Origin of the sequence: Planktothrix mougeotii LEGE 06226 (assembly GCF_015207485.1) — a bacterium.
GTDB lineage: Bacteria > Cyanobacteriota > Cyanobacteriia > Cyanobacteriales > Microcoleaceae > Planktothrix.
In genome coordinates this window covers 139,298-156,988 of sequence record NZ_JADEWU010000005.1, presented here as the reverse complement: position 1 = coordinate 156,988, position 17,691 = coordinate 139,298, and the positions used below count along the sequence as shown (strand labels likewise).

Below are 17,691 nucleotides of genomic sequence, written 5' to 3'. Positions count from 1 at the left end.
AATGGAGTAGAAAATGTGCTTACTGTGGGGTTGAAAATGTCCCCTTAGAAGTAGAACATATTCACCCCAAATCCCAAGGCGGAACTGACCGAATTTCCAATCTTACTGTTGCTTGTCATGACTGTAATCAAAAGAAAGGAAATCAAGATATTCAAGATTTCCTATCAGGTAAACCTGACTTACTGCCCCGGATTTTGAAACAAGCTAAACAACCGTTAAAAGATGCTACAGCCGTTAATTCAACCCGATGGTTACTGTTTAATCGCTTAAAAGAAACGGGTTTACCTGTTTCAACTGGCTCCGGTGGTTTAACTAAATTCAATCGCACTCGATTAAATCTACCTAAAACCCATTGGCTAGATGCAGCTTGTGTTGGGAAAGTTGAAACTTTAAAGGTGTTAACCAATAAACCTTTATTGATTCTGGCAACAGGACGTGGCACTCGTCAAATGTGTGGTACAGACAAATACGGATTTCCAACACGACATCGCTCACGAATACAGATTCACAAAGGCTTTCAGACGGGCGATATTGTTAAAGCTGTTGTTACTAAAGGTAAGAAAATAGGCTTTTATTTAGGTCGAGTTCTTTGTCGCGCATCTGGCAGTTTTGATCTTGTTACTCCTCATGGAAGAGTAGCAGGAATTAGTCACAAATATTGTCAATCAATTCATAAAAAGGATGGTTATTCTTATGGATTCTAAAAGAACTCAGGCGGTTAAAACCGCTTTTGTCCCGGTTTTCCTCCTCGCTCGCTTATAGACGAGGCTTCCAACCTTCCCATGTTTTTCTTGTGATTAAACTAACATTATTACATCCTCTCCAATCGATTCCTGTCCGCAGTTGGGTCTTTAAAAAGGACAATGTGATTCGGATTGGGCGATCGCTCAAAAATGATGTTGTTCTCTATAGTGCGGTTGTGTCTCGGTATCATGTCGAGATTCGTCGCCAAAGTGAAGATTGGGTTGTTGTGAATCTGGGAACTAATGGAACCTATGTTAATGGACAAGCGGTTCAAGAAGTTCCTTTAGTCGATGGACAAGTGATTCACTTAGCCATATCGGGGCCCAAAATTCTCTTAAATATTCAACCTGATCCAACAGAATTGATTTTTACTGGAGGAATAGAGGTGCATCATTCATCTCAGCAACAGGAACATGAGTCGGAACCTGTGTATTCCGTAGAAGTTTTAACTTCACCTGGAGTTTCCTCTGATCCATTGTTTCCCAATCACACGGAAGAGACAACGGAGGTTGATCTGCGTAAACAATTGATGCTTCCTACCAATTACCCGGTCTAACAGGATACCACAATAACCGAGTCAGTGCGATTCCTGTCATCCCGGCAACGATTGTCCAAACCAGGACTAAACCCAACACATCTCCCAGAAAAAAACTTGTCCCCTGACGTAGAATTCCCCCAAACATCCAACCGATGGGTAATGCTATCCCCCACGACAGTACACTAGCTACGATCCATCGCCAGGGTTTCAAGACTTCGGTGCGTAAGACCCACCATTGTCCAAGGCTTAAACATAGTCCTAATTTAACTCCCTCGATAACACCATAAATAATTCGAGGGGTAAGATTTAAGGTTCGGGGAACCACCCAACCCAAGAGTCCTATTGGAGTGAACGCAATGATTGTCCAGATTAAAACATGGACGAAAATCCATCGCCAACTCTGGGAAATATGGTCTTTGAGAACAAACCATTGAGCCACACTGATAATTAATCCGCCAAGGGCTCCTTCTAAAGCTCCTAAATCGGGTCTTTCTCCAATTTCTATCCAAATTAAACTGACTAAAAATCCCATCCAGGTTACGAATATCCACTGGATGACAAACCCTAGGTCGGTTTCTAAATCCCAATTTTTATAGACCCATTTCATAGAAATTTTATAGCAGGGAACAGGGAACAGGGAACAGGGAACAGTAAGAAGTGAAAGGGTTTCAGCTTTCTATATATCTGATAATTTTAGCTCTTAGGGTTGAAAGCGATCGCTTCTAAAATAATCGAATAAAGGATCATCTTGTTGGTCTAAAACCCAATTAGAAATTAATTCAGCCGTAACCGGAGCCAATAAAATTCCATTGCGATAATGACCAACGGCTAAGGTTAAATTTTCCCAAGAACTCGGCCCTAATATGGGTAATAAATCTGGCGTTTCCGGTCGAAATCCCCACCAAAATTCTTGAAGGGGAAACTCTTTTAAAATCGGATATAATCGCATCGCTCCTGAGAGTAAGGTTTCAATACCATTGGGGGTTAAACCGCAGGTAAATCCCACATCTTCTGATGTCGCTCCAATCACAATTAAACCATCTCGACGGGGGACAATATAAATATTAGAACCGAATAAAACCTGTTTCAAAGGTAAGGATTCAAAACCATCAGGAACTCGGACAGATAACATTTGTCCTTTGCGGGGATAGACGGGAATTGATAATAAGTCTCCAGCCCAAGCTCCCGTTGTTAAAATATAATGATCGGCGTTAAAATTACCTTGATTGGTGATAATTTCTGTTACCTTTTCTGGGGAAGTTACTAAGGTTTTGACTGTGATTTCTTCTATAATTTTAACCCCTAATTCCTGAGCCGCCCTGTACAAGGTTTTGACTAACCCCCGACGGTTATCGACTTGACCATCCTGGGGAAACCACCATCCTCCCACAACGTCATCCCCTAACCCCGGTTGCTGCTGTAAAATTGCTTCTCGTTCAAGCCAGTAACTCGGTGTGTCTGGGGTTTGGGGTAAGATGATACAGTCGGGACGTTCGTAGACGGGGGCTAAAATCCCACAGGGCCAATATCCAGTTTCTAACCCCGTGAGTTCCTCCAGTTTGCGTGTCCAGTCGTTATAGAGGGCGCGACTGCGTAAACATAAGTCTAGCATGGGGCCAGGAGGAATTTGTTCGGCTTGGGGGGCTAACATTCCAGCCCCTACGATACCCGCCGCTTCCTGTTGATTTCGACTTAGAACAGTTACCGTTGCCCCTCGTAATTTTAACTCAACGGCTAGGGATAATCCGATTAAACCGCCTCCGATTAAAATAATTTCATTTTCTGGTTTCATAACGGCTAAATATTGATCTAATTAATTCTATTTTAACAGTTTAGGGTTTCTTTTTTGGTTTAACCGTCACAGAATTTTCACCGTTTAATTGAATAAATTGTTGACGTTTTGGGTCATAAACCCAAGCTTTAATCTTGTTCTCGCCTACAGGAAGAGATTCTCCTGAAAAAACAACTTGCCATCCGGCTCTTGTATAGGATTTCGATTTTAATAATTCAGCAATATCAGGTCTAGCCACTGTAATATAAGCATTGGCAAAAAATGATTTTTGATTGTTATAGGACAGAAAAATAAGATTAGGTTGTTGTTGGGAATCTGGGAGAATTGCCCACCCGCTTAAACTCATTGGCATTTTACGGCGAATGACTAAAGGCTCATTATTGGGTAAAGGATGAAGATAACCATATTTTAAATTAGGGTCAGATACAAAAGGAATTGTTTCAGCAAAAGTTCTTAATTGTAAGGTTTTTAGTCTTTTTACCTCCTGTCTTAAAAAGGCAACATCAGGATAAATTCTGACTAAACAACTGTCTACTGAAGTGTTCAGAAAAGGAGAATCTTCCAGATAATCAATCAGTGTTAAACAGGTTTGACCACTCTTTAAGAAAAAACTTAAATCCGTTGCTTGAATGACTGCATATTCTCCTCTCAATATTGTTAAACTCCCTAAAATACCGACTAACACACCATAAGTTAGGACAGTATTAATTCCCTGATTTTTTAATAATTCTAAAGCAGAAATTTTGAAGCGCACCCAAATCAAACTCAGTTGAAAGATAGCGACCAATAATAGTAAAGTATGAGTAGTAAAGCGAGAACTTTGTAGAATACCATAGTCGGCGCCTAAATAATAACGTCCCTTAGCAATTAGAACACTGGAAAGCAAGCCAAATAACCCAATGGATATCCAAGGAAAAGTGAAAGAATAGAGATGATGATTTTTAATTAATAGTTCATAGAGGAGATAAAAGAAATACCAAAGGATGATCAAACCCAAAACCCAAGACCATTGCAGGGAACCGATTAAGGGAGAAGCAATAATATTAAATAGAAAATGAATTAAAAATAAACTAGGATTTTGAGCTAAATCAGGATTATTTTTAAACGCATCATTTTTTAATGCTTCATCGGGTTGATAACCGAGGAAATAAAGATATACAGAAATTAAAAATAATAAAATCCAAACCAACAGACGCTTTCTTCGTTGAGTCAAACTTCCTTCTAACCCTAAAACACAAGGAATTAAAGCCAACCAAGATGCTAAACCTTGAGCCGAAGAAAAACTAGCAATTCCGCATAAAATAGCCGAGCCAATATATTGCCATTTAGTTGATAAAAACTTAGGGTAAGATAATATTAAACAAGCAGAAATAGTACAAAAATTAATTAAAAATATAGCAACCTGAAATCCCCAAAGCCAATTTTGATATTGAATCCAAGAAAAAAAGACTAAACTGGTTAGCAGGTTTGTTAGATGAAACAAGTTATCTTGTTGCTCAGGGTTTGTAAGTCGGGAGAGTTGATAAAGGCCTAAAAAGGTTAGAATTGCTAGTGAAAAGCTACAAATTAGCTCTGCATAAATATTCCAGTTTGAAGTTAACCCTAGACCTAAAAAAATCAACTTCGGGAAGATTAACCGATGATAATTATGTAAATTAAATAAATCAATAAATTGTAAAGTTCCGCTTTTAAAATTCTCGAATAAACTAGGTAATATCCATTGATCATGATAAGGGACATCCACTCCATAATCAAGAATAAACCAAGCCGTTGCCAAGGGAGGGATTAGATATAAAATAATTAAAGGAATCTGAGCATAAATAGATGATGCACGTAGGTTCATTCGGGATTATCATAAAAACATTGCCAGATTTTAAAGGAAGTAAGCCGGATTGTCAACTATGATTCAACAACTCTTTGTAAATACTGTCTCTGCGTTGTGTTATTCTTTAATTGATCAGCGTTTTCCATCGGATTGTACTCCCCTAAAATTTCCCCATAATTCTGTTGTTAAGTTTGTTTTAGAAGAACAGAATCGAATGCCTGATTATTTACAATTTCCCCTATTTTTATTAACGTTAATTTTTGATTTTTGGGGTTTGCTTCGTCGAGGTTCCTTTTTTCATTGTCAGTCTCCATCTAGTCGTCAACTTCAAGTTAAAGCTTGGAAAAATTCACCCTTCCAAGTTTGTCGAGATGTGATGCGATTTTATGAAAGTCTAGTGGTATTATATTGGCAATCTGATTCAATTCATTTATAAACTGACTTATTATTAATCCTATGCTTCAACCCTCGAAATCTGATTTAAAAGTTGAAATTGCCATCATTGGTTCTGGCCCTGGAGGAGCGATTACCGCCTGTTTATTGGCTGAAGCAGGACGGGATGTTTTATTAATAGAAGAAGGCGACGATTTACCCTTAGAATCCTGTCAACCTTTTTCCGTTGAAGAAATGGTGCAAAAATACCGAAATGGAGGGTTAACCGCAGCCTTTGGTCAACCCAAAATTCAATATGTGGAAGGTCGATGTGTCGGGGGAGGAAGTGAAATTAATAGCGGACTTTATCATCGTACACCCCCAGATATTTTAGAACAATGGCGCACAGAATTTGAAGTAGACGCTTTAACCGAAGTTGATTTAATTCCTCATTTTGAAGCTTGTGAACAAGCGGTTAACGTCTGTTATTTACCGGGGAAAGCTCCAACAGCATCTTTAAAATTACACGAAGGTGCAATACGTTTAGGTTGGCAATCTTTAGAAGTTCCTCGATGGTTTCGTCATGAAGAATCTGATGAAACTTCTGTTCCCAAAGGAACTCGACAATCCATGACAAAAACCTTTATTCCTAGAGCGTTAAAAGCGGGTTGTAAACTCTTAGCAAACACTCGGATTAACAGTCTTCAACAAACGGATAAAACTTGGATTTTAACAGGAACTCGTCAAGGGAATAATATCCCCGAAAATTCGATTAAAATTCAAGCCGAAACCGTATTTGTTTGTTGTGGTGCGATTCAAACTCCAGCCTTATTAAGACGAAGTGGAATTAAAAATAATATTGGTAATTCATTAAGAATGCACCCAACAGTTAAAATAATTGCTCAATTTAATGAGAATATTAACGCCTTAGATATGGGGGTTCCTGTTCATCAAGTCAAAGAATTTTCACCTCGATTTAGTTTCGGATGTTCGATTAGTTCTCTGCCTTATTTATCGGTGGGAATGACTGACCATCCTCAATATACAGAAACCGTTGAAAAACAGTGGCAAAACATGGCAATTTATTATGCTATGATTACTGGGGAAGGTTCGGGTACAGTCAGAAATATTCCCTTTTATCGTGATCCTTTTGTTCGCTATAAACTAACTTCTCAAGATTTAAAAGATTTATCAGAAGCGTTACAAAAATTAGCGTTATTATTGTTTGAAGCAGATGCAAAAATTCTCTATCCTAGTATTTCTAATACTTCTCCCTTGACCCATCCTCAAGATTTAAGTACAATAGCAGAAAAACTTCCTGTCAAACAAACAAATTTAATGACCGTTCATGTTTTTTCCTCCTGTCCAATGGGAGAAAATTTACAAAAATGTGCTGTTAATTCCTTTGGTCAAGTTCATGGATTCAATAATTTATATATTGCGGATGCTAGTTTACTTTGTACCGCACCAGGGGTCAATCCTCAAGGTTCAATTATGACGATCGCTCGTCGAAATGCGTTAAAATTTTTAGATAAACTTTAAGATAATGAACTAAATTAACCCCTTAACTCAGGAGTTTTACAAATGTCATCGCCGGACAAGCTGTTCCAATGGATTATAACCAATTATGAAGTCTTGTGTAATTAATTTGGTTTACCTACTTAATGCGGAATAATAAAATTATGGAATTAAAAACTAACCTTATTTTAGTTACAGGTGCATTAGGGTGGTTAGGAATTCGTTTAGTCGAATCATTGGTTAAAGGATTACCCGATTTTGAACCCCTGAATCAACCTCAAAATAACTTAAAAATTCGGTGTTTAATTTTACCAGAACAAGATGCAACCCTATTGCAAAGAATATCGGATAAAATTGAAATTTATCAAGGAGACTTAAGACACCCTCAAGATTGTGATCGCTTTTGTGAAAATGCCGAAAATGCTATTTTATTTCATACGGCTGGAATTATTCACCCGCAAAAAGTATCAGAATTTTATCAAATTAATGTAGAAGGAACAAAAAATCTATTAAATTCTGCCATTTGTAGGGGTGTAAAACGAGCAATTATTGTCTCTTCAAATTCCCCCTGTGGTTGTAATCCCCATCCTGATCATTTATTCGATGAAATCTCTCCCTATCATCCTTATATGAACTATGGACGTTCAAAAATGCTAATGGAATTAGCGGTTAAAAACTATCAAGAACAGGGAGAAATTGAAACCGTTGTGATTCGTCCCCCTTGGTTTTATGGCCCCCATCAACCTCAACGCCAAACCCTATTTTTTAAAATGATTCGAGATGGAAAAGGGCCGATTGTTGGGGATGGAAATAATCTCCGGTCAATGGCTTATGTTGATAATCTTTGTCAGGGATTATTGTTAGCTGCTATTACAGAAAAAGCCAACGGACAAACCTATTGGATAGCCGATGAATGTCCCTACTCCATGAATGACATTATTGATACCGTTGAACGCTTATTAGAAACAGAATTTCAACAGAATTGTGTTCATAAACGATTAAAATTATCGGGATTAGCCAGTGAAGTTGCTTTAGTTGTTGATGGAACATTACAAGCTCTAGGATTCTATCATCAAAAAATTCATGTTCTCTCAGAAATGAATAAAACCATTGCTTGTTCGGTCGCAAAAGCTCAACGAGAATTAGGGTATCATCCCACAATTTCCTTAGAAGAAGGAATGCGAAGAAGCTTAACCTGGATTTTTGAAAATTATGGAGGATTAGATTAATCATGGTTAGCCATATTGTCGTCACAGAAGGATTAGTTTATCGGGAAGATTTTGCTCAATACTACTTTTTATCAAATTATTTTGAAGCGGTTTTACAACAAGTTTTAAAGCAAGTTCCTGTTGAGGAAAAAGTATTTATTTCTCCGGGTAATTCCTTTGATTGTCCTGAATCAGAAGAACAGTGTGCTGCAAAATATCTTTTACATTATCGTCCTGAACTCCAAGTTATTGTTCCTGAAAATGTTCAAGATCGTCCCTATTTGGATACGTTTGATAATGCTAGATTATTAAGAAAATGGCTAGAAAAACAGGAACAATGGCCTTTAGGAGAAGTGATTTTATATTGTAATCAACCCCATGCTTTACGAAGTCAGTTAATGTTTAAGCTGTGTGGTTATAACGTCCAAGAAGTTATTACTTCTTATCCTGAACTTGCAAATAGAACGATGCCACTACGTCTTATTTATTATCATTATTTACCTGCTAATTTGATTTACGAAGCGATGGCTTTAGTCTATGATTTAATTAAGGTATTTCACTGGATTATTTGTTATAAAAACCTCTATCTATTAAAACCATGATTAAAAAAGGCTACTTCCTAGGAATTTTAATTGTTTCTATTGTTCTGAGTGTTATTATTTACTTTCCGATTATCAATTCTTTTTTTCTATCCGATGATTTTACCTGGATTTATCAAATTCAAACTCAAGGAATATTTGGAGTATGGACAACTGCACCCGATGTTTTTTTTAGACCGATAATTTCCATCCTTTTATTTTTAGATTATCAAATTTGGGGCTTAAATCCTGTAGGTTATCATCTCACTAATATTATCTTTCATGGAATCTGTTGTTTTTTTGTCTATTTGATTTCCTCTCAGCTATTAGTTCATAGTCATTTATCTAAAAAAACAAGCCAATCCATTTCTATAATTGCAGGTTTTTTATTTCTAGTTTTACCCAGCCATGTAGAAGCAGTTACTTGGATTTCTGCACGTTCCGATGTAGTAGCAACTTGTTTTTTTCTAGCCGCCTTCAATAGCTATTTATATTACAAACATAACTCTAATAAGTTCTGGCTACTCAGTTCTTATGTCTGGTTTATATTTGCTTTACTTTCCAAAGAATCAGTCATTATCTATCCTGGATTAATTTTAGGGTATGAAATTTATCAATTTTTTCAAAATAAAAAACCTCTAAAGCAGCTTTATAAGGTGATGATTTTACCAATATTAATGGCTTCTATTTTTCCAATTTATTTAGGAATGAGATATTTAGGATTAAAGCAATTATTAGGTGGATATGGATCTCAAACTCATCTTAATTTTTCTGTCCCAATTATACTCAGGGGACTTGCTAGTAGTCTTAGAATTATCATACCTCCATTACCTCAATCTGGAGAAGTTCAATGGCAATGGTGTTTTCTCATCTTCATCAGTTTAGTTACGATTTTTGTGATTCAATATTTTCGGTTAGGGGGGATTTACCGAGAACAAGCTAAGTTATTACTATTTCTAATTTATGCCTTTTTAATCTCAATGTTTCCCGTGATTAATATTAGAGTTTCACTGGGGGATACACAAGCTGAAAGAATTCTTTATTTACCCTCTGTTTTTTTCGTAATTCTACTGGTATTTATTATCAGTTTTCTGGTTAAAAAGAAACATACTATTATTTTTTTAGCAGTAATTTTTTCAATATTTTTGATAAAGAATATCTATATCGCTAATAAAAATTGGCAGATAGCTAGTCAAATTTCTCATCAGTTGATTAAAAGCATTAATGATCAGAGGGGAAATCAACCGGGATTACTTATTATTAATGTTCCCGATAATTTTAAAGGAGCTTACATTTATAGAAACGGTATTTATCACGCAGCACAACTATTTTCTATTCATAACATTAAGATAAAATTTTTGAATATTGCATCGTTTCACAATCTGCTGAGTCCTGAAAACCAACTCAAAGTTGCAGAAATTGAACCCTATACTTATCAAATTCAATTAGTCGGTGAAGGAATTTATTTTATGAATGTTAGTTTACCTTTAGAACAAACGTTTAAACGAAAAAAATTTACTATTGAAAATTTTGATTTTAAAACTCATCAATCTTATCAAATTAAAATTAAAAACAATATTCCCATTGAGCAAGTTTTCTATTATTCTCAAGGTCAACTTTTACCTGTTCCACACCGCAAGCTAAGTTTAACCTTTACGGATGGGTAAATTTCGTTTATGATACGACAAAACAAATGGTGTTGAGGACAAACAGAACTTTATGAAGCACTTAATTACGGGAGGATCGGGGTTTTTAGGAAATTTAATTGCCCGTCGATTATATGAACGGGGAGAAGACGTTAAAATTTTAGATATTTGGGAAGATCCGACCCGTCCCCCAGAAATTGAATTTATTAACTGTGATATTTGCGATCGCACTGGGGTTGCAAAAGCGATGAAAGATATTGATATTGTCCATCATAATGTGGCTTTAGTTCCCTTAACAAAATCTGGTAATAAATTCTGGGAAGTCAACGTTGAAGGAAGCAAAATCGCCGCCGAAGAAGCGGTAAAAGCCGGAGTCAAAAGTTTTATTCACATGAGTTCTAGTGCTTTATTTGGCGAGGCTGAATGTCCGATTACAAATGATACCCCGACAAAAGCCGTTGAGATTTATGGACGAGCAAAATTAGCTGGAGAATTAGCAGTTAGAGAAATTTGTGATCAAGCGGGTTTACCCTTAATTGTAATTCGTCCTCGGACAATTTTAGGCGAAGGAAGATTAGGAATTTTTCAGATATTATTTGAATGGATTCAAGAAGGAAAAAATGTTTATGTAATTGGGAGTGGGAACGTTAAATTTCAGTTTGTTCATGCTCATGATTTAATGGATGCTTATCTTCTAGCCCTTGATTTAGGTCAACCTGGAATCTATAATGTCGGAACTGATCGCTTTGGCACGTTACGAGAAGGGTTAGAACATTTAATTGAATATGCAGGAACAGAGTCTCAAGTTAAAAGTTTACCCACTGGATTAACCATTGGAACCTTACAACTGTTAGACTGGATGGGGTTAAGTCCTCTCGCCCCTTGGCATTATTTAACCTATCACAAAGAATTTTATTTTGATGTTGATCCTCTGCTAAAACTGGGCTGGAAACCTAAATATTCTAATGATGAAATGTTCCGAGAAAGTTATGATTGGTTTCAAAAGAACTATAATCAACTGCAAGCGGAAAAAGCAGGTTCAGCCCATCGGCGTCCCGTCAAAGAAAAATTACTTTGGGTGTTAAAACAACTCTCCTAACTTAATGGTAGGGTGCGTAAGCGCAGCGCACGCGCCATCTAACATTTTAAGGATGATTAAGAATAATTCAATCTCCTATTCTAATAACAAATCGTGAACAATATCAACTCAGCTAATTGGATTTCATGGAGTTTAGTTTTAATTGCGGCTATGAACACAGGAATTGGCAATTTATTACTCAAAAAGTCTCGACTAGAAGCTCCTGATCCCAGTATACTCACTCTATTATTATCTCCTTGGTTTATGGCAGCAATCCTAGTCTATGGAATTAACTTAATTGTCTTTGCTAAAGCCTTAGATCGCTTACCTGTTTCCATTGCTTATCCTGTCTTTGCTGCTATTGGTTTTAGCTTAGTTGCATTGATGGGAAGCTTATTTTTAGGAGAGCGTGTTGGATTAAATCAAATGATAGGATTAAGCTTTATTGTGGCTGGAATTGTGATTATGTCTCGTTAAAGTCAAAAATACTGTTGAACTCATTAGACTAAACTGTGAGGAGTTAAACCATTCATGAAACCAGCAAATCAAGACCATTATTCGGGTGATTCTACTTCTGTATTAGAGACAATTTCTGAGACGACTGATCCTTTATTTAAACCAACTCCATCTAAAACTATTCCCCCCCTAATTAAACTTCTGCGCCCCCACCAATGGACAAAAAATTTATTCTGTTTAGCCGGACTTTTGTTTGGGGGTAGACTATTACAGCCCCAGAGCATTTGGCTATCAGGATTAACGGTAATTTTTTTCTCAGCAATGGCATCAGCTATTTATATTTTTAATGATATTCAAGATCGAGAACGCGATCGCCTGCATCCGAAAAAAAAGTATCGTCCCCTTGCGAGTGGTCAAGTTTCAGTTAAAATGGGATTCGTGATCGCAATTCCTTTAGCAATCATTTCCCTATGGGGTGCATATTTTTTAGGAGTTCCCACATTAATTTGCATTTTACTTTACGCTATTAACAATATTGCTTATTCTCTAAAATTAAAAAATATACCTTTATTTGATGTTAATTGTATTGCCTTTGGGTTTGTATTAAGGCTATTAGCAGGAATTTATGCGTTAGGAGATATGCCGACGGCTTGGATTGTTTTATGTACCTTTTTTCTAACTTTATTTTTAGGGTTTTCTAAACGGCGTTCTGAACTTTTATCTCTCTTGCATTTTCAAAACCATCAAGACAGTTTAGAGTCTGAAAATCTACCTCAAGAAGATATAAAATCAGCACCGTTAGAACGTTCTTATTTACACTTATTTTATCAACGAGGTAGAAAAAACCAACAACGTCCAGTTCTCTCTCAATACACCTTACCTTATTTAGATTCTCTACTCAATAGCACAGCAACAATGACCATTATGTGCTATGCTTTATTTACAATAACATCAGGTAAAAATCCCTCGTTAGTGATTACCGTTCCGATTGTTTATTATGCCGTAATGCACTATAAATGGTTAGTCACAGTGTTAGCAGAAGGTGAAGAACCCAGCCGAATTTTAATTCAAGATACTACGATTAAATTAAGTTTAATGATTTGGCTAATTTGCTACTTAGCAATCTTGTATTTTAAGATTAATTTATTTCATTAATTTGATAACAGAATGCAACGGAATATCGAAGTTGGTAATCCAAATTTCACCTCGTCTGATTGTCATACTAAATCTTCATGTTTTAGGAGTTTTGCATATTCACTAATGCCGATTTCTGTTGGATTAAATCTTTCATAGCAGTTATTTGCAAGTACAGGGGAAAAGAGGGGCAATCTAAAGTAGCCCATACCTTGCAGGTTGGTTTCGCCCAGATATTTAACACCCACTGACAGGGGCTGGGTTAGCACCAACTATATAGCCATATTTAATATTTCTGCTATAATTGTATGAAATTAATCACTATTAAAGTTCAGCTATAAATGTATGGAAGCTGTAATTGAAACCATTGTAAGTAAGCTGCGTTATTTAGGTAAACCGCAACTAGAAGTTGTTCTTACCTTTGTTGATTTCCTAAATTGGCAGTCAGCACCGAGCCTGTTATCAACAGTAAGTGATTCTGATGCAGAGATCGGCGATCACGAGTTTGAAATACTTTTAGATGAATTGGCTGATGAGTTCATTAAAAACAGGAAAGTAAATGTCCCTACGCTATCGGATTTTGCGGTCAGTCGTGCTGGTATCTATGAGGATCATTCATAGCAATGTTATGCCTTGTGGATACGAATATTTTGCTGCGGTTTGCCGATCAATCCAAATACTATCTCTGAATAATAAAAGTCGATCAGACATTAAAACAAAATTCAAATTCTTAAATAACTGGCTGTAGGACTCAGTGGCAAAAGCACGAGAGTTTGTTTCTGCAAATCTAATTCAATACCCAAAGCTTCTAAGGGGATAACGCCCAATAACGGATCTGCTCCTGCGGGCAATTCTATGCACTCAAAAGTTGCGTCTCTTCCCATTAATGAAATTTTTGCATCTTCAAAAATGCGTGCCGTACCGATACCAGTTGCCGTTGCTACAGGTACTGTTTTCAGAAGTTTTAAACCGAGTTGAGCGATCGCATCCTGCGGCAAGCATAAAGTAGTTGCTCCCGTATCTACCAGCACATCTTTTATTGTAATAGAACGGACTTGATCGGCAGGAATTAGATTATCTTCCGCCTTACCTTGGTCTAGCCGATTTGTGATTGTCAACGTTGTGGTAATTTTTCCCATTGGTTCTTTGATAGTTGATGTCATGATTATATCTCTCGGTAGCATTTTAGATTGATTACAACTTTCACGGAAAAGAGCGATCACGCCCGATTGAACATCATTTTACCATATCTATTGTACCTAGCCTGTAGGGGCGGGTTCGCCTGAATATTTGACACCCATCAACAAATTATAAAAACCCGCCCCTACCCCACCGAAAAATCAACAATTAATTCAATTTAATGGTTATTCAGTGATAGTTATTCGGGTTTATTTGTTGGGTGAGGGCGGGTTTATTAAGGTTATTAGTGGGTGACATAATTGATCGGTGAACCCGCCCCTACAAATTGTATTGAATAGCGATCGCCCTTAAACCAACTCTACATCACACACACCGTTAATGTCGAATCTACCAGTTAATCCACCATCAAGACCAAAATTTGTGAAATTTGCAATAGAATTTAAGTCACGACTGCCACTTCTAGCTGAAACACTCACGTATTGACCTGATGTAAAACAGTCCCCAAAAGCGTTTGGCTTGTTTCGTATCCCAAAACTTATCGTTCCACTGGAAGATGAAACGGGAATGATTTTGGTTTGTGTTCCACTTCTTGTATTAAGTTCTACGAGAAAATTGTCTATGTCATTTTGTGGATCGCAGTATGTCATTGTGTATTGTGCCGTTTGTCCGTAGGGGATGCGGTCAGGGATGAGTTCTACTTTAATGTCTGAACCTCCTCCTGGCAAACAAGTTGGTTCTGGTTCAGGAGTAGTCGCAGGTTTATCACAAAAGTCAAATGGCTTACCCGTCTTGTCAGTAAGCCACTTTCGGAACTGAGGCAAAAAGTCTAATTTAGAGGCTGTTGGCTCCTTTTCCCGAAATGAATCAATGAGCATAGCACCAGAATACCTGATCTCGTTTATTTGTTTGTAATCTGGTTGGGCTAATTCCTCCAGGTCGCCAGACCTCTTAACTACCTGTCCAAACAAATCACTAATCGCACTCAAACCTAAATCCATATCACTACCCGTAAGCAATATACAACTGTACTTAACGACTTTAAGTGAAATAGCCACTGCCTCCGCTGCTCCGGCAGCAAGTTCAAGGGGAAGAAATACTACACCACCAACTGCCAACCCAAGAGCAACTGTATCAATCACTTTACCCAGGTCGTTAACTTTCATGCAAAAGTCTTTAACCGAATCACAAGCTTTCGCAAAATCTGGCCCAACTGGGGGAGGAGTAACTGGTGGCTCAGGATTAGGAGGTACGGTCGGCTCAATTGGCAGAGGAAAAGTTACAGTATCAAAAATCTGACCATCTTTGATCCGCGATATAACACCTTGATCCGGCTTTCCAGGTTCTTGACTCTTTTGATTCTCAACTCGTACAGTTTCATTAGAGCCTTCAAGAGTGATATCCGCCTGTGTACCATCTCGATTGAAAAGCGTTGTACTACCACGAACACCCGTTGTAGGATTGGGTACAAATATAACTGATTCTACGAAACGTCCGTCAGCATCATCTTGAAAAATAACTGTATATTTGCTACCATCACTCGCCGGAAATTCCATCTGAAATCTATTTTCAGATAGCTTTGTTACTTCTGGTAAATCAATTGTCGCTACATCTTCAGGACGCTCTCCTTCCACATCATAAGGTCTGAATCGACCTCTTAAATCCTCTGGTGCGACTCCCAAAACTGTACCTAACAAAGTCCCTGTTGCAGCCACTTTAATATCCACAGCCGAACCACCAGAAGGCTGCACTTTCGACTCCAAAATAACATCAGATTCCCGAAGATTTGTACTAAGTCCGATGAAATCAATTGTTCTTTGAAAGTCGGTAATTAAATCAAAAGTAGGAGAGCCTAAAGCCTCCTCATGGCGCAGAAAAAACACATCTTGACCCGCACCACCAGTCAAAGTATCATTGCCAAAATCGCCGATTACTAAGTCATCCCCATCTTCCCCATTGACAATATCGTTACCGCGACCACCCCGCAAAAAGTCGTTTCCGCCTGCACCTAAAATTACGTCATCACCCATATTTCCATTGACACCATCAGCACTTTCACCACCCTGCAAAGTGTCTGCACCATCACCGCCAAGGAGACCATTTTGACCCGCACCGCCACTCAGAAAATCGTTGCCCGCACCACCGTAGAACAAATCAGCACCACCGAGGCCCTCAATTCTGTCATCCCCTTCATCGCCATAGACGATATCCCCAGATTCCGAACCCGTAATCGAATCCGCACCGCCTAAACCCCGCAAACCGCCCAATAGAGTATCGAGCAAGCCAAGGGGAATCGTAAATGTGTCGCTTCCCTCGGTTAAAATATATGCACTACCATCGCTCGAAAGTGAGCCACCACCGACTTGAGAAGCCGATCGCCTGATATTCGCAGCAGAACTGGGGAGAAATTCACTTCCTGTGTTAGCATTTAATATCTCTTGCGTGACAGAGCCTTCTAGCGTATCGTTACTCCCAAAGTTAAGGATACTCTGGACATTCTGAGCATTCGATACCGCTTCGACCGTCGGGGCTTTTTTGAAGGGACAGCCGCAATCCTCCTGACTTTCTGCACTGCTACCATTCAGTAAGTCATTGTTCTTTTCTAACAAAGCTAAATTGTCAGGCATTGTGTCTCACTTTCGCTCAGATAAATTTGTGACTACTATACCTGACCTTGATTGCATTTGTCTTGACCAAAAAAGCCTGAAAAAGCCTGAAAAAGCCCGAAGTTTTACACAATTTTATTTTTCCTTGACTCAACATAAGCTCCCCAAGGAGGATCGCCCGTTGCAAGCCGTCCCTGACGAAAACGAACTGCTGAAATTGGTCGATTGCCTGATCTTCGAGAAAACGGGCAAACATCTCAACACGCTACAACAGCTAGTGTTTCAGGGAATGTATGATGGCAAAACCTACGAAGCGATAGCCCGTGACACCCGCTACACTACCAAATATGTCCGAGAAGTCGGCTACAAGTTACTCAAAACTCTCTCGGTAGTTATGGATGAAGATATGCAAAAAGGTAATCTCAAAGCTGCTATAGATCGCAGAAATATTAGCAATAATTCAAACTTCGGCAGAGATTATATTCAATATGTCGAATACGTCCACACCCTCAACCTCAACCCCTGTCTTTCTCCGCCTAGCGACTCTGACAATAATGATCCTACTGACTCCAGATTCAAAACTCAGATCGAACGTCTCGAAATTGATGTCGCTGATGTCGTTTGCAAATTGCACAGTCAAGGTATCGAACTATGCCAAATTGCTCAATTGCTTGGTCTTCCCGATGTGGTGATCGAAACAATATTGCGTGAATTATAATAGGTAAAATACTTCTTTTCACGGATTTAAGCGGATGACGCAGATTAACACAGATTAAAATCCGTGAAATCCTCTTAAATCCGTGATCCCCATTACCCATTACCTATTATTTAACGTAGACGTTTTTCTTCTTCTCTACGTCTGCGATCGCGCCATTCGGCGAGGGTTAAATAAATTACACCCCCAGTAAAAATAATCAGCAGAGAGAACGCAACCAATACCAAAATATCAACAATTGTCAACTGTTGTAAAATTTCCATAGGTCAATTCAAAAAGCAGTTTTTATCTATTTTAATTCAAAATGTAGGAGAGATGACATCAATTCAATGATCATCACCCCT

18 protein-coding genes are annotated in these 17,691 nt (G+C 38.0%); 12 read left to right on the top strand and 6 right to left on the bottom strand.

Annotated elements, in window-relative coordinates:
• Together IQ236_RS04205 and IQ236_RS04200 are read left to right on the top strand one after the other, a co-directional pair.
• Positions 1-704, top strand: a 704-nt coding sequence (locus IQ236_RS04205) for an HNH endonuclease (RefSeq protein ID WP_193868100.1), incomplete at its 5' end; no start/stop codon positions are given.
• Between the two features lie 89 nt (positions 705-793).
• Complete coding sequence (locus IQ236_RS04200) at positions 794-1,300, top strand: FHA domain-containing protein (protein WP_193868099.1); 507 nt, start codon at positions 794-796, stop codon at positions 1,298-1,300.
• On the opposite strand, the gene IQ236_RS04195 is transcribed toward IQ236_RS04200, so the two are convergent.
• From IQ236_RS04195 to IQ236_RS04185, 3 genes are all read right to left on the bottom strand, one after another.
• Positions 1,281-1,889: a hypothetical protein gene (locus IQ236_RS04195; RefSeq protein WP_193868098.1), complete on the bottom strand. Its 609-nt coding sequence runs from the start codon at positions 1,887-1,889 to the stop codon at positions 1,281-1,283. The two genes, IQ236_RS04200 and IQ236_RS04195, sit on opposite strands and share 20 nt — an antisense overlap.
• A gap of 93 nt (positions 1,890-1,982) precedes the next feature.
• Positions 1,983-3,074: a glycine oxidase ThiO gene (gene thiO / locus IQ236_RS04190; protein ID WP_193868097.1), complete on the bottom strand. Its 1,092-nt coding sequence runs from the start codon at positions 3,072-3,074 to the stop codon at positions 1,983-1,985.
• Positions 3,075-3,114: 40 nt separating this feature from the next.
• Positions 3,115-4,917 carry a hypothetical protein gene (locus IQ236_RS04185; protein ID WP_193868096.1) on the bottom strand — a complete coding sequence of 601 codons (1,803 nt, stop codon included), beginning with the start codon at positions 4,915-4,917 and terminating at the stop codon, positions 3,115-3,117.
• A 58-nt stretch (positions 4,918-4,975) separates the two neighbouring features.
• Between IQ236_RS04185 and IQ236_RS04180 the strand changes: the two genes are divergently transcribed.
• The 9 genes from IQ236_RS04180 (at position 4,976) to IQ236_RS04140 (ending at position 13,510) form a co-directional block, all read left to right on the top strand.
• Positions 4,976-5,335, top strand: a complete 360-nt coding sequence (locus IQ236_RS04180) for a hypothetical protein (protein ID WP_193868095.1) — start codon at positions 4,976-4,978, stop codon at positions 5,333-5,335.
• 20 nt (positions 5,336-5,355) lie between these two features.
• Positions 5,356-6,813 carry a GMC family oxidoreductase gene (locus IQ236_RS04175; protein WP_193868094.1) on the top strand — a complete coding sequence of 486 codons (1,458 nt, stop codon included), beginning with the start codon at positions 5,356-5,358 and terminating at the stop codon, positions 6,811-6,813.
• 140 nt (positions 6,814-6,953) lie between these two features.
• Positions 6,954-8,018 carry an NAD-dependent epimerase/dehydratase family protein gene (locus IQ236_RS04170; protein ID WP_193868093.1) on the top strand — a complete coding sequence of 355 codons (1,065 nt, stop codon included), beginning with the start codon at positions 6,954-6,956 and terminating at the stop codon, positions 8,016-8,018.
• A 2-nt stretch (positions 8,019-8,020) separates the two neighbouring features.
• Positions 8,021-8,599: a YdcF family protein gene (locus tag IQ236_RS04165; protein WP_193868092.1), complete on the top strand. Its 579-nt coding sequence runs from the start codon at positions 8,021-8,023 to the stop codon at positions 8,597-8,599.
• Positions 8,596-10,242 (top strand): hypothetical protein, encoded by a 1,647-nt coding sequence (locus tag IQ236_RS04160; protein ID WP_193868091.1) that lies wholly within the window; start codon positions 8,596-8,598, stop codon positions 10,240-10,242. The genes IQ236_RS04165 and IQ236_RS04160 overlap by 4 nt, the downstream gene beginning before the upstream one ends.
• A gap of 52 nt (positions 10,243-10,294) precedes the next feature.
• On the top strand, positions 10,295-11,320 hold the full coding sequence (locus IQ236_RS04155; protein ID WP_193868090.1) for an NAD-dependent epimerase/dehydratase family protein: 1,026 nt from the start codon (positions 10,295-10,297) through the stop codon (positions 11,318-11,320).
• 93 nt (positions 11,321-11,413) lie between these two features.
• On the top strand, positions 11,414-11,776 hold the full coding sequence (locus IQ236_RS04150) for a DMT family transporter (protein ID WP_309235867.1): 363 nt from the start codon (positions 11,414-11,416) through the stop codon (positions 11,774-11,776).
• A gap of 54 nt (positions 11,777-11,830) precedes the next feature.
• The gene (locus IQ236_RS04145) at positions 11,831-12,910 is read left to right on the top strand and encodes a UbiA prenyltransferase family protein (RefSeq protein WP_193868089.1); all 1,080 of its coding nucleotides are present in this window, start codon (positions 11,831-11,833) and stop codon (positions 12,908-12,910) included.
• Between the two features lie 324 nt (positions 12,911-13,234).
• Complete coding sequence (locus tag IQ236_RS04140; protein WP_193868088.1) at positions 13,235-13,510, top strand: hypothetical protein; 276 nt, start codon at positions 13,235-13,237, stop codon at positions 13,508-13,510.
• 101 nt (positions 13,511-13,611) lie between these two features.
• On the opposite strand, the gene IQ236_RS04135 is transcribed toward IQ236_RS04140, so the two are convergent.
• Together IQ236_RS04135 and IQ236_RS04130 are read right to left on the bottom strand one after the other, a co-directional pair.
• Entirely contained in the window at positions 13,612-14,052 is a 441-nt protein-coding gene (locus IQ236_RS04135; protein ID WP_193868087.1) for a retroviral-like aspartic protease family protein, read from the bottom strand.
• A 324-nt stretch (positions 14,053-14,376) separates the two neighbouring features.
• Positions 14,377-16,653, bottom strand: coding sequence for a calcium-binding protein (locus IQ236_RS04130; RefSeq protein ID WP_193868086.1), 2,277 nt, complete (start codon positions 16,651-16,653; stop codon positions 14,377-14,379).
• Between the two features lie 28 nt (positions 16,654-16,681).
• On the opposite strand from IQ236_RS04130, the gene IQ236_RS04125 reads away from it, so the two are divergent.
• On the top strand, positions 16,682-17,350 hold the full coding sequence (locus IQ236_RS04125; protein ID WP_322744080.1) for a hypothetical protein: 669 nt from the start codon (positions 16,682-16,684) through the stop codon (positions 17,348-17,350).
• A 110-nt stretch (positions 17,351-17,460) separates the two neighbouring features.
• Here the strand turns inward: IQ236_RS04125 and IQ236_RS04120 are convergent, their stop codons facing one another.
• On the bottom strand, positions 17,461-17,610 hold the full coding sequence (locus tag IQ236_RS04120) for a hypothetical protein (protein WP_193868085.1): 150 nt from the start codon (positions 17,608-17,610) through the stop codon (positions 17,461-17,463).
• Positions 17,611-17,691: the final 81 nt, after the last annotated feature.